Here is a 13,745-nt window from a genome sequence, read left to right as displayed (position 1 = left end):
CACCGGTATGGCAAACATAAAAAAATTTATATTTATCCCGCGCGGATTAAATTTGCCCGAAAACAAATTTATACACTCTTGTTGTAGGACTTGCATTTATTTAGCCGGCATGGCAACTCAAGTAATTTTTGTAATTCTATATATCCATATATTACGATTTTACGATATGTAATCATATTTGTCAATGCACTATTGACATGAGTAGCTGCATATCTTACTTAGTAATCCGGGTAAAAATATATATGTCTGCCTGATGCACAAGTAAGCCCTACGACCTTAGGCCATAGGGCTTACAAAAATTATTCAAAACAGCAGACTGTCTATCCTGTCCTTATCAAATCCTACGATTATGTTACCGTCGATATCTAAAACCGGAACACCTCTCTGACCCGACTTATTTATCATTTCCGTTGCAGCATCCCTGTTAGTAGAAACATCTACGCTTTCATATTTCACTTCTTTAGATTCCAGATATTTTTTGGCCATAGTACAATATGGACATGTCGGTGTGGTATAAACCTTAACTGTCATATGGAGCCTCCTTGTTTATAGTTTGCTTAATTATCCTCATAATTAGTTTTTCACTTTTATCAATCCTTAAACTATAAACTTTAGGCAGTTCTTACAAACTCCTTACATATTCGATCATTCTTCTTCCTGCCATTGCACCCTGCCCTACAGCTGTGGAAATCTGCTTGAATCCGCCGGTGCAATCACCTGCAGCAAACAATCCGTCAAGATTGGTTTGCTGGTTCCTGTCCACAACTATAGAGTTGCCGTCGGCAATGACCCCCATCTTTCTTGCAAAATCTACACTGGAAGCAGTTTCATTTGCTACGAAAATACCCTCCAACTCCTCGCTTGTCCCATCTTCAAAGTATATCCTCTGTAAGAATTCTGTTCCGTCTATTTTTGTGACAGGCTTTGTATTCACCCTGAATTTTTTGCCTTCGTCTTTGAATTTGTCTGAAAGCACCAGCTCTGCTCCATTTGTATATATAGTTATATCTTTAGAGAAGGTTTCAAGCTCAATAGCCTCATGTACGGCATAATCCCTTGCTCCAAGCACTCCTACTTTCAAGTTGTTATAAAAGAAGCCATCACAAGTAGAACAGTAGCTTACACCTTTTCCTTCAAATTTTTCAAGATTTTCTATCCTTATTTTCTTTTGCGGCTGTCCGGTCGCTATCAATACCGCCTTACCGGTATAGTTGGTGCTTGTAGTTGATATCTCAAAAAAGTCATTTTTCTCAATAGCAATAACCTCTTCATCCATAAGTTTCACACCAAGCCTCAGAGCCTGTTTTTCACCCTGCACAAGGAGCTCCTGTCCACTTACCGCATCTGAAAAGCCATAATAATTCTCTATTTTGCCGGCCTTTGTCAGTGCACTGTCCTGCTTACCTAAAACCAGAGTCTTCAGGTTTGCCCGGACAGTGTAAAGTGAAGCAGATATACCTGCAGGGCCTCTTCCTATTATGATAACATCGTACATCATTGTTCCATACCCCCGTTTATTGTTTATACTACTTTCCGTTTATATATCTCTCAGCCATTATGCCGGCAATTACTCCATCGCTGGTAGCGGTTGCAATCTGCCGTATTTTTTTGACCCTTACATCTCCAGCTACGAATATTCCGGGTATGCCTGTTTTCATATCCTCATCCGATATAATGTATCCCGATTCATCCATGCTTACTTTCTCTTTAAACATATCTGTTTTAGGCTCCATTCCTATATATACAAATACACCCTCAGCCGGTATTTCACTTAACTCCTTTGTTTTTATGTTTTCAACTGTTACACTTTTTATAAAATTCTCTCCACTCACCTTTCTGATTTCAGAGTTCCATATTATTCTGATTCCGGGATTCTTAAAGACTTCATCCTGTGCAGCCTTGCTTGCCTGGAAATTTTCAAACTGATGTATTATTGTCACATATTTGGCATATCTGGTAAGAAACACTGCCTCTTCAACTGCCGAGTTGCCACCACCCACTACCAGCACATCGGCATCCTGATATAATGCTCCGTCACAGGTCGCACAGTAATGTATACCCCTGCCTCTGAATTCTTTTTCGCCTTCTGCCGGAAGCTTTCTCGGCTGTGCCCCAGTAGCTATGATTACACTTTTTGGATAATAGTCTGTATCTTCGGTTTTAATGCATCTGCAGTCTGCACTAAGATTTACCTCAATTATTTCTTTCAGATCATCTATCTGTACTCCAAAATCCAGGGCCTGCTTTTTCATATTCTCCATCAGATCCGTCCCACGAATGACACCATTAGTGCCCGGATAGTTGGCAACATGGAAGGTTGTGGCCACCTGCCCCCCTATCAATCCTTCATCAACTACTACTGTAAACAGCTTGGCCCGTGCAGCATATATAGCTGACGATAAACCCGCAGGGCCTCCTCCCATAACAAGAACATCACAGTAAATCTTTTCCCTTTCTTTTTTTATACAAGCTCCCTGTATTACACCTTCTATAGACTTTCTGAACTCTGCACCCGTTATGTAGCCCGTCAGCCGTGCACATACTTCCTCCCCATCCCTGTAAAAAAGGACGGCAGGACTGCTTTTCACACTATATTTTTCTGCAAGCGGTCTATTCTGCTGGCGGAATATTCTGACAAACTTCATATGCCCTTCATATTTTTCCGCAAACCTGTCAAATATAGGGGAAAACGCTGTGCAAGGAGCACAATCCTCTGAGTAGAAATAAACTGCAACAGGCAAACTGCCTTTCAACACATCGCTATCAAAACTTTGGCTGTCGGTTAGAACAACCTTGTTACCCATAAACTCCTCCAATTATCTCCGTATTTCATTGACAAAATCCAAAACTGTTTTTTTATTTGTCTTGCCCGGTATGTATTTATATAATTTTCCGTTTTTATCGACGATATATGTATTAGGATACCCTGAGACACCATATGATACAGCTACTTCACCGGTTTCGTCCAACAAAATCTTTAAAAACGGCAATTCTTTCTTCTTAAGAAAGCTTTTTACTACATCTGCACCTTCCTGTACATTTACAGCCAAAACAACTGCATCTCCCGCCTTCTCAAACTCACCGCCCAATTCATTAAAATCAGGCATTTCTTCAATACAATATCTGCACCAGGTGGTCCAGAAGTTAATCACTACTACTTTTCCTCTATAATCGGAAAGTTTTACAGAATCACCGTTAATATCTTTAAGCTCAAAGTCAGGCACCTGGGGCCCTTCCTGATGCGGTTCTTGTACAGTCCTGGTCTGCTGCATTCTGGGAGCTTGTTTTGCCTCTGTATCCTGTTTGCTTTTATTATAAAATGTATATAAAGCGGTAAGTACTGTCCCCACAACTACTGCCCAAAATATTACATTGCCGGCTTTTTTCATAATGTATCCCCCTTCACCACCATGTAAGGCTCCCGAGATATTTTACCTTATCCGCACATACAAGAATTCCAGCCGCTAATAATACGATTCCCGAAATAATATTTATTATCCTTCCGTGTTTTTGTATCTCTTTCAACTGCTGCTTGAGCCTTTCAAACAATATGGAAAACAAAATAAAAGGTATGCCTAAGCCTACAGAATAAGCCAACAGAAGTGTTATCCCCTGAAAAACAGTAGCAGCATTTGCAGCTAAAGCAAGTGCTGAACCGAGGAAAGCACCCAGACACGGAGTCCAGCCAAATCCGAAAACTATTCCGAAAACTATCGAATTCGCAAATTTCAGCCGGTTAAATTTATATTCAAACCTTTTTTCAAAGTTTAAAAAACTTCTTTTTAGTATTCCCATAAGCAAAAAATTAGCTCCAAAAACCATCATTATTATACCGCTGGTTACCCTTAACAACTCACTGTGTCCCTTGAGAAAATGTCCAAAAGAAGTAGCGGCAGCTCCCAATGCTACAAATACTACAGTAAAGCCCAGGACAAAGCCTATTGAATTTATTGCTAAAACATTGTTTCTGACTCCCTCTTCCCGTTCTTCACCGGAGGATATTCCGGCCAGATAAAAGAAATAAACCGGCAGAAGCGGTAATATACATGGTGAGATAAAAGTTAGAATTCCCTCAACAAAAGTCAGTACTAGCGTAAAAGTGTTCAACAAATCACCCTCCTTTCAAAAATCAGCTATTACCTATATACCACTTCTTGATATAAATAATTCAAGAAATTAGTTTCACCTTTAGATATACCCCCCTCCCGTATATTAAAATTATTTTAGCACAAAACCCCAATCTTATATATAGTAAACAGCGTTATTTTGTAACAAATATTTTTTTCCGGAATATTATGTGAATAGGAGTATTCATATAGCCGTAGGAAGTCTGGCATCCTTTTATAATCTCCAGTATCTGCCGGGCTGATACCAGCTTTTTGTATACAGTAATGTTTTAGGGGGAATGCAATATGCCTGCAACAAACAAGTATTCCAACAACTCTGAATTACTTTTCTTTATTATTATTTTTTTGCTGCTGTTTTATGACGATAGCTATTTAGATATACGAAGAAGAATCTCTCTGGGTAATTGCAAAACAAATGACAGCTCCATATTGTTTTTCATATTGATTTTCCTTTTACTTTTTTACTAGAAATAAATAAAGAAAGTGGGTAGCACCCACTTTCTTTATTTATTTCTAGTAATTTTATTAACGATTGTAACACATTTGCAGTGACGCTCATAATATATAAGTGAAATATATTGCAGGAGGTAGTGTAATGGGCTTTATCGGCAACATCTTCAAAGGAGATAATGACGAAATATTGTTTTTCATTTTAGTATTCCTACTACTGTTTTTCAACAACAGAAATTATGGTTACGACTATAAAGAATAGTATACTTACCTCTTACATACTATGAAATCAATGTACTTGCCATATTTTTCAGCAATAAACAACTTATCGCTATCCGGTTATATATTTCGCACTGCATAGTTATTTGCAGTGCGAAATATGTTTAACGGGGCAAAGTGTACATAACATATGGATTGCTTATTCTTATACTTCTATATGCTTTATATTTAAATGAAAGGATTGATTTGATGAGTGAATCACTAAATAAGAAAATCGCAGAAATGCTGGGGAAAATGGATGAAAAAGTAATGCAGGCAAAGCTGAATGCAGCGCTTGATATGCTAAAAAAAGGCAATACAGACGAGCTGGCAAAGAAAATAAACAAAGTTGATAAGGATGAGCTGCTTAAGAAAGTAGATGAGCTTGATGAATCCAAGCTTAAAGAACTTAATATCAATAAAAGTGAAATTCAGAAAAAAGTTTCAAATGCTGACCTTGAAAAGCTGTCACAGTTAATCGGGGAAAATGGAGACGAAATTGTCAAGAAAATAAAGGCATTTTTGAACACTTAATAAAATATACTTATACCATGTATCCTGCACAGGATTATTCTTACTATTTATTCCTTATCAGTCATAAGGGGAATAAACGGAGGCGTTTCTGATGAGTGATGATCTGAATAAGAAGTTAAAACAAATTACTGATATACTCGGGCAGGACAATATGCCGGATAATGTAAAAGGGTTACTGAGCCTTCTGACAAATCCAAACAACAAAGAGGAATCTGTCAGTCCAAAAGTAACCGAGCCCCCTTCACCCAGGGAAGAAAAAAGTGAGAGAAGTGAGCTCGATGAAAATATGGAAATGATCAGAAAAGTCAGGAAGGTCATGGATAAACTGAATATAAACAACGATCCCAGGGTAAATCTTCTGACAGCAATAAAGCCCTTTCTTAACAGCAAAAGGCAGAAAAAACTGGGTAATTGCATTAAAATGCTGCAAATGTCAAGCCTGACTAAGCTGGTGGATGACCAGGATAAGGGGATTTTCTAAAGGGGGAATGGAAGAATGATGTACAGAAGGATTGGCCAAAGACAGAGAAGATATGGATACCAAACCCCTACTGCATACCAGAGCGTTAATTCAAATACAGGAGCGGCTGAAGCTATAAGAAAAATTGAAGATATACCTCTGCCAAATGAAATAGAAACCCCCCCGGAATTTTCATCGTATGCCGGGAGTATGCGCAATTCAAGTATTATAAATTTTTTCAAAACCCGGATACATTTTGAAGAGATTATCCTGATCGGACTTATTATAATCCTTCTTGATGAAGGTATAACGGGTATTGAGGATGAGTTCCTGTTAATCATACTTGTCTATTTACTCTTAGCATAAAATAGAGGCCGATGGCTTCTATTTTTTTCCTTGTTCACAATTCATACCTGCATTTCTTATTTTTCTCAAAATTACTGCTCAACTAAGCAATGAATATTTTAGGATTTATTACAAAAAATAATTCAAGAAATTCGTATGTTGGTTTCCGGGTTATTCTTGATACCGTAATTGCTATATTTTATTTGTGTTTAGCCTACCAGTATTTTTTACAAAGGAGAATGAGTTTGCGCAAGAATAAGTTATTATCGTATTTTTTGACCCTATTATTCACTATAGTTATTTGCACATCTTTAGTTTACAGTGAAAATATTTCGAATCTATTCGGATACAGCAGGGCAGCAATTTCCTATTATGGCTCAACAGGACAGGAAGTAAAAAACATTCAATACCAGCTAAAAAAATGGGGCTATTATAATGGAGGCATTGATGGTGTATATGGATATGGAACCTATACAGCTGTAAAGTCCTTTCAGTACAAAAACAGGCTCAAGGTAGATGGAGTAGCAGGCCCCGAAACCCTATCAGCACTTGGTCTTGCAACAGGTACTCCCGTTGCGCAGAATGTTTCCACTGCAAATAAAGACATCAACCTTCTTGCTCACCTGATACACGGTGAAGCACGTGGCGAACCTTATCTGGGACAAGTAGCAGTAGGTGCAGTCATAATGAACAGAATAAGGGATGGAAAGTTCCCGAAGACCATAGCGGGAGTAATATATCAACCGGGTGCTTTTGATGCTGTAAAAGACGGACAGATAAATCTTGAACCGGACAGTAATGCATACAAAGCTGCAAGAGATGCTATAAGCGGCTGGGACCCTACATACGGCTGTATATATTATTATAATCCGGATACTGCAACCAGCAATTGGATATGGTCCAGAAAAATTATAGTCAAGATAGGCAAACACAATTTTGCAAAGTAAACCGATGACAACATCAAGAGGACGGATGATTATTCATCATCGTCCTCTTTTACCCTGTTTTTCTTATTATTCAAAGCGGTTATAGAGCTAAAAAGCGCAAACACGTATGTAACCAGGAATGTAAAGAAAATCGTATAAAATGCCCACTTTACGGCAAATACAGCCAATGAACCTCCGATGTTGATAAATATAACCTGTGAAAGAATGAAAACTATGTCTATTGCCAGAAAACGTCTGACCAATCCCCAGAAAAACGCGTCCGCAGTCCGTTTCCCTATCGTAAAGGCTCTTTTTCCATAACTGATAGTTGCTGGATACCAGAAGGACATGTATATCCTGAAAAACATAAATCCGAAGAACAAAACACTTACAGTGATCAAATCTACTAAAACTGTAGTAACATATAAGCCCGGTTTCCCGGCAAAAGCCGCTTTCGTAATTACTAGCGCAGGTACTGAAGCTATCAGCATAAACAAAACAAATAGAATACTAAACAGTAAAAGTATAAAGGACATTAAAAAAACCCGTCCGAAATACTTTCTGAATCCTGCTGAGAATTCACCTTTTATTTTTGGTCTGCCTTCAAGCACGTTATTAACCATTCCGAAGTAACCGGAAAACACAAGACCTATTATGAGGGAAGCAGCAAGCAGTAATACTGCTATAAACACTATTCCTTTAGTCGATATTACAAGCTTGAGTATGAACTGAAGGAGAAAAACTATACTTCCAAAAATGTCCCCACTGCTGATAGTGCTGAACTTCAGAAATACTCCTGTAGGGTTCAAATAATCTATCATACTGTAAATAAGTGCTATAATACTAAAAAAAACAATAATAAACGGCCTCTTAAAAATAACACGTATGGTTTTCCCGAATGCTTTCGTAAAACCACCCTCTTTCTTATTAATATTTCTTTATGTAAACTAGATCTATCTTAAGTATTTTACCATCATTTTACGTACAGAGGTAATTATAACATAGAGTTCCAAGAGTGTAAATAATAACAGCAGACCCCTCCGGACGTATATTCCATCATTACCCAAGCCGTACCAACTGCTTATGTTTCAAGACTTAAAACTGTTAAATCCGACTCCGGCAAAACAAAACCCGCCATCGTTCAAACAACAGATTTGCCAACATTCCATTAGCAAGTACAGCCAACTCAATAAAAAACAGAGCCGGAAATTTAAGGATTTCCAGCTCTGTTGCTTGTGTTTTTAGTATTAAAAATATCATGACCCCGCGCTTTCAACCTTGTACTCAAGGGGAGCAACTGCGTTGCTGCTGAGTTTTTCAGCGTCTTTCACCGTAAGTCCAGGGGCCTTGTAATATAAGTATTTTTTTATTTCCAGCATTTTTGCCTCATCCATACTCGGGTCTGTATTAGGAATTTTCCGGGCGATCCGTATACCGCTGGAACCGTAAGCATATGCATCTCCCGTACACTGCATATCTACAGGCGTTATACTGTCCAGATAATATGAGGTATGGGTTAACTCCGGTATATCGGTATTAATCTTATGGGTAATGGAAAGTGCTCCCTGAGAGCCGTTAACCATCTCCCATTTTATTTTGCCTTTTACAACATTGTCCTCAACTCCGTCAATTATCACACCGGATTTGTTCAAGTCATTATAATATGTCATACCACCAGCTTCAGGGCTGTAGTCGAAAAAGTCCAAAACACCGATTATTGCATGAACTCTGACAAAGGTAGTTATATCCTGCCTGCTTTCATAAAAAACATGCTCCCTCTGTGTAAAAAATCCGCTATTGGCTCCCAAATATGAGCGTATAGCCCTTACCGGTCCGGATTTATTAACCACAAAGCAACCTTCGCCCGGAAATCCATCCTTTGCCCCCTTACTGAAAGTGTCCTCGCTTCGCGCGGGGTTACCCGGTGTAAACAAGGCTTTATGCCGGTCAAGTATATCCACCCCTGTAGCAGTGCCTGCATATATATGGAGCTCATCATCAATCCACCTGTCTGAAAAATGACGGGAATAATACGGGGTGGAAATCTTACTATCTTCAGGGTTTGGTCCACCTGCTGTCTTATAGGTTTTCATATAGTCTCCGGACAATAGTTTGAAGGAATAATCAACATACTTTTCCCCTGCACTTTGAGACAGAGTACCGTCTTGTTTGAACAAATACACATACCCCTCTGCCTTACTGTCGTTGGGATCGGTTATTCTGATACGAACTCCCGTATCCTTGATTACTCCGGCAGGTTCGGCAAATGCGTCCGGTACTCCTCCCGTATCCTTTGCCATGAATACTATCTCATCATTATCATCTACCAAAGGGTTCTTGTCTGCTCCGGCAAACGTGTTGGAGTCAGTATAGGAAAGCATGGAAACACTCTTTCTTCCGGCAAGCCTGAACAATACATCGAGATATTTGTTAGCATTGTAAATTTTCTTAAATTCAAGAATATCTTTCTCATCTACCTGTACAGGAATCTGTTCCCAGCCGTTAGAATACTTCCATGCAACCAGTTCTTCTGGCTTTATGCCTTTTAAGGAAGGCACGTCTGCACCAGTCAGTATTACAGGATCTTCAGGACGGCTCAAGGTACTGGCACATCCATAAGCATCTGAAGCAGAAACCTGGACAGGCTGTACCCCGGTAGCCGGCATAATACTAGATAATAAAATAAAAGAAGCTACTGCTATTTTCGTCAAACGTCTCATATTTATCTCCATTCCAGCGCAGGATAATTGAATTTAGCTTGCACAAGCAAAACCCTTTATGAGATTCTCAATGGGATAAAATTCAATTATTTCGCTTGCAATTTATTTTTAGCATCTGCAAAAAAATGCCAATCCGATATTTGTAAAACAAAGGGGTTGGCTTAGCCGGCCCACCCCTCACCAAGTTGCTGGCTGCATTATTTTATGATTACGCATCAGCTATTAACCACATTTCCTAAAAGTTAAAACTAATCTGTACACATGGATTCCTCTTTTCTAGCTCTTTCTTTATTTCTGCATTCAAAGCTGCATTTATGGTCTCATCCAAATCATTTACAGTTAGGGTGATAGTGCTTATCCTTACCCACAAGCTGTCATCCTTTGAGTCTATATATAAATCAATGTCCACATTAAGACTTGCTATATTATCCATCTTTATTGACTCGCCACTGTCCAATATCGCTTCTGCACTCATAGACGCACTGATACTTGCTTTTCCAGTCCCTATGTCGAATGTGTTGAATTCAATATCTTTGAATGATACTTTAGCTGCTCCTCCTGGGAGCTTGGCTTCAAAGCCTATGAATTGGTCGGCTGCCAGCTTGGAGCTTAAAGTCTTGTTTGCAAAGTCTGTAAGGCATACATTGTTGAATGCTTTTTCAAGTACAGGAGAATTGTCTACCATCCTGTCTCCTATTTTATTGTTGATTTCTCCGCCAATCCACCTTGCTATTGTACCGGGTACTTTATCCATACTGAAATTGTCAAGCTTATGGCAGTAAATACCTATTTTGGAATAGTCCTCATTTGTCCTCAATTCGCACTTTAGAATACCTTTTCCTTCCGACTTGACAGTAATAATCCAGTACTTGTATTCAAATTTCACCCAAATTTTAACATCCAAATTACCGGTTAAAATATCAAAGCTGACACCCTTGATTTTAAAATCCTTTATCTTAACATCTTTATATTTACCTACTACCTTAGCCTTTATAGCCGCTTCATTTTTCATAACCAAACGCTCAATATAATCATTGAATGCCTGTGTATCCATGTGCTTGAATGTTTCCGGAATACCGTCCGGGAATTGGATAATAACAGGTTCCGAAGCCTGCTGTATGTCCTCTGACTGAAGTACTGTGTCCGTTGTCTCTGTTTCGGCAGCCATGACCTGTGCAGTTCCTGCAGAACTGAAAATTACCGCCATTGATAAAATGAACACCAAAATGAATGAAGTCAGTTTACTTTTCATAAAGAAATCCTCTCCTTTTATTTATTATTCGTTAGTGATTAATCACAATTACAATACTATACTTTTTCCCCAGTATATGTAAGGTAACCCAGGTCACGAATTTGCTATATGAAATCACTTTTTTGCGTGGCTAAAGTCACACATATATAAATACAAACTAAATCAACTAGCGCAACGAGTTAGAGCAATTTGTTTTTTATGGCATATACGGCCAACTGCGTCCTGTCCTTCAGTTGAAGCTTATACAGTATTCCTGTAATTATGTTTTTTATCCTTCCTTCACTGAGATGAATGTTTGAAGCTATTTCCCTGTTGTTTTTCCCGAATATAATCAAACGCACCACATCCTTTTCCCTGTCTGTCAATACATTTTCCTTGTTTTCGGTACTAACGTTTTCCTCCCCGTCATTATCGCTGAACTGTCTTATTAATGCATTAAAAACATTTTGGTGCATAACATTTAAACCGTTAACTGTCGATTTAATCAATTGTTTCAGATCACCAGGGGTAATATCTTTCAGCACATAGCCGTCAGCACCGTTTTTTAATGCTTTTGAAATTTTATCCATATCACTGAAAGTTGTTAATATCACAACCTTTATTGAACTATACCCTGATTTGATCAACCTTGTCCCCTCAACCCCATCGCAGCCGGGCATTATTATATCCATCAGCACCAGATCGGGATTCAGCCTGTTACACAGTTCGAAAGCCTCTCTTCCGTCTGCAGCGCATCCTACCACCCTTATATCGGGGTCCTGCTCAATAATCAACTTTATACCTTCTCTGATAACTTCCTGATCATCTGCTATTACCACATTAATCATCCTCTATTAACCTCCCACAGGTAATTCCACGTATATGTTAAAACCCTTTTCACCATCAGACCCGTATTCTATGATACCCTTTGCACTTTTAACCCTCTGTTCCATACCCGACAGCCCCAACCCCTTGTTTAGGTATTTACATCCGAAACCATCATCAAAAATATATAGCTTCAGCTTTTCTTCCTCGAATCTCAGAACTACCGTGATGTTTTTCGCTTTACCATGGCGTAGAGAATTTGTCAGTGCTTCCTGACAAACTCTGTATACTATATCATGGTGTAAGAGACTGCTGCGGGCATACATACCATCCACAGTAAAATCTATATTTATCCCTGAGGTAGAAAAATCTGCAAATAGTTTTTTCAGTACATGGGTAAGGCTGTTGAACTCAAGTTCCTGGGGAACCATGCCGGAAATAGACCGCCTGATCTCGTGCAGGCATTCCCTTGAAAATCTCACTGCTTCACCAAGTTTTTGCCTGGTCTTTACAGGGTCGCTTTCACAGATAATATTGCATACTTCCAATAGTGTAATAATCTTGGACATATTATGCCCGACAGTATCATGCGCATCCCTTGCAAATCTGTTGCGTTCCTTTGCAATAGTTAATTCCTCAACTGTAGACGCATAGTTTTTCAACTGATCATTTGCCGCAATCAACTCTTCATTCATAGCTGTCAGTTCTTCATTCATGGCTGTCAGTTCTTCATTCATGTCCACAATCTCTTCGTTTTTATCAGATAAATCATTAACTAACTTCTTATATACCGATACATCTTTAAATGATACTACCCTTCCAAGGGCTTCATCAGGACTGCATAATATGGGATAAATCTCTACAGTAAATATCTTATCCATGCTGTATTTTAAATTCAATTCACCCTTGACACTTCTCATAGTTCCATTTTCAATAGCCTTAATGATTTCATTTGCTTCTTTTGAGTACTCAGCCCCGGACCGCAACTGCTCAACGATACTGCCTATGCTATTCCCATCTTTGTTCATCCTGCCTCTAAAAAAAATATTGACGAGTGAATTGTTATAATAAATTATCTTATTACTGTTATCTGCAAAAAAAATAGGCTCTCCCACACTGTCAATTATGCGCTTTAACGCTGTTACTTCACTCAGAAACCTGTATTTTAGAACAGTAATGCTAAAAAAAACCGATGTCACTGATGCACATATTATAGTGGATATTATAGTAAAAATACTTGAGACATTTTCATTAATAAAACTTAATATTATGCAAAGAACATTAATCATAAGTATAATTGCCGAGGAAAGCAACAGTATTAAGGAAGATTTTTTATGTTTTATGCAATGCCAAATGAATATAACTATCCCTGTAGTTATGTTGGAATATAACTGAGTGGTGTTAAACCAGTAAAACACGCCTCTGGCTGAACTCCCATCCAGATTTCTATAATAGAACAAATGATGAAAATCATTCGTGACTGATATAAAGTAGCATATTGCCGGCGGTGTAAATACTAGCAGCAATACCCAATAATTATCATTTATTTTGCTGTTTGTGTAAAACAGGCAGAAAACCAGAAAACTTGTACCTAAGAAGCACAAAGGAATATTTTCAAATATACGGTATGCTAAGCTTTCCGGTTTAACCTTAAACCTTTCTGCCAATCCGCATACCCCAAGCATGAAAATCAAAGTCTGGTAGGAAATAAAGCTGTATAATAGGGAGTTCTTTTTACCCTTTAACAATATGTAGATTATTATTGATAATGACAACAATGCACCAATAATAAGGAGTATAGAACGCAAATCAACTACTCTTCCCATGCATGCCTCCTTTTCTTATATTTTTACACATTTTATATATTTT

Annotated in this window: 14 protein-coding genes and 1 pseudogene; 4 read left to right on the top strand and 11 right to left on the bottom strand. The window is 38.4% G+C overall.

Annotation, left to right across the window (positions count from 1 at the left end):
* Window positions 1–303: 303 nt before the first annotated feature.
* The 6 genes and pseudogenes from N3I35_03005 to N3I35_02980 form a co-directional block, all read right to left on the bottom strand.
* Window positions 304–531 (bottom strand): glutathione S-transferase N-terminal domain-containing protein, encoded by a 228-nt coding sequence (locus N3I35_03005; GenBank protein ID MCX8129051.1) that lies wholly within the window; start codon window positions 529–531, stop codon window positions 304–306.
* Window positions 532–622: 91 nt separating this feature from the next.
* A complete protein-coding gene (locus N3I35_03000; protein MCX8129050.1) occupies window positions 623–1,495 on the bottom strand; it encodes an NAD(P)/FAD-dependent oxidoreductase in 873 nt (290 codons plus the stop codon).
* Between the two features lie 31 nt (window positions 1,496–1,526).
* Window positions 1,527–2,465, bottom strand: a complete 939-nt coding sequence (trxB, locus tag N3I35_02995; protein ID MCX8129049.1) for a thioredoxin-disulfide reductase — start codon at window positions 2,463–2,465, stop codon at window positions 1,527–1,529.
* 36 nt (window positions 2,466–2,501) lie between these two features.
* A pseudogene (locus tag N3I35_02990) lies at window positions 2,502–2,804 on the bottom strand (thioredoxin family protein).
* A gap of 12 nt (window positions 2,805–2,816) precedes the next feature.
* Window positions 2,817–3,389 (bottom strand): TlpA family protein disulfide reductase, encoded by a 573-nt coding sequence (locus N3I35_02985; protein MCX8129048.1) that lies wholly within the window; start codon window positions 3,387–3,389, stop codon window positions 2,817–2,819.
* A gap of 13 nt (window positions 3,390–3,402) precedes the next feature.
* A complete protein-coding gene (locus tag N3I35_02980) occupies window positions 3,403–4,107 on the bottom strand; it encodes a cytochrome c biogenesis CcdA family protein (protein MCX8129047.1) in 705 nt (234 codons plus the stop codon).
* Between the two features lie 938 nt (window positions 4,108–5,045).
* Here N3I35_02980 and N3I35_02975 point away from each other — a divergent pair.
* From N3I35_02975 to sleB, 4 genes are all read left to right on the top strand, one after another.
* Complete coding sequence (locus N3I35_02975; GenBank protein MCX8129046.1) at window positions 5,046–5,369, top strand: membrane trafficking protein; 324 nt, start codon at window positions 5,046–5,048, stop codon at window positions 5,367–5,369.
* Between the two features lie 91 nt (window positions 5,370–5,460).
* Entirely contained in the window at window positions 5,461–5,850 is a 390-nt protein-coding gene (locus N3I35_02970; GenBank protein MCX8129045.1) for a hypothetical protein, read from the top strand.
* Window positions 5,851–5,865: 15 nt separating this feature from the next.
* The gene (locus tag N3I35_02965) at window positions 5,866–6,195 is read left to right on the top strand and encodes a hypothetical protein (protein MCX8129044.1); all 330 of its coding nucleotides are present in this window, start codon (window positions 5,866–5,868) and stop codon (window positions 6,193–6,195) included.
* 224 nt (window positions 6,196–6,419) lie between these two features.
* The gene (sleB, locus tag N3I35_02960) at window positions 6,420–7,121 is read left to right on the top strand and encodes a spore cortex-lytic enzyme (protein ID MCX8129043.1); all 702 of its coding nucleotides are present in this window, start codon (window positions 6,420–6,422) and stop codon (window positions 7,119–7,121) included.
* Between the two features lie 29 nt (window positions 7,122–7,150).
* Here sleB and N3I35_02955 read toward each other — a convergent pair whose 3' ends face one another.
* From N3I35_02955 to N3I35_02935, 5 genes are all read right to left on the bottom strand, one after another.
* Entirely contained in the window at window positions 7,151–7,921 is a 771-nt protein-coding gene (locus N3I35_02955) for a hypothetical protein (protein MCX8129042.1), read from the bottom strand.
* 435 nt (window positions 7,922–8,356) lie between these two features.
* On the bottom strand, window positions 8,357–9,820 hold the full coding sequence (locus tag N3I35_02950; GenBank protein MCX8129041.1) for a hypothetical protein: 1,464 nt from the start codon (window positions 9,818–9,820) through the stop codon (window positions 8,357–8,359).
* A 235-nt stretch (window positions 9,821–10,055) separates the two neighbouring features.
* Window positions 10,056–11,072, bottom strand: coding sequence for a hypothetical protein (locus N3I35_02945; GenBank protein MCX8129040.1), 1,017 nt, complete (start codon window positions 11,070–11,072; stop codon window positions 10,056–10,058).
* 179 nt (window positions 11,073–11,251) lie between these two features.
* A complete protein-coding gene (locus N3I35_02940; protein MCX8129039.1) occupies window positions 11,252–11,899 on the bottom strand; it encodes a response regulator transcription factor in 648 nt (215 codons plus the stop codon).
* A 6-nt stretch (window positions 11,900–11,905) separates the two neighbouring features.
* The gene (locus N3I35_02935) at window positions 11,906–13,702 is read right to left on the bottom strand and encodes a histidine kinase (GenBank protein ID MCX8129038.1); all 1,797 of its coding nucleotides are present in this window, start codon (window positions 13,700–13,702) and stop codon (window positions 11,906–11,908) included.
* Window positions 13,703–13,745: the final 43 nt, after the last annotated feature.

The organism is Clostridia bacterium (assembly GCA_026414765.1).
Classification (GTDB): domain Bacteria; phylum Bacillota; class Clostridia; order Acetivibrionales; family DSM-27016; genus SKW86.
This window is presented reverse-complemented; position numbering and strand designations above follow the sequence as displayed.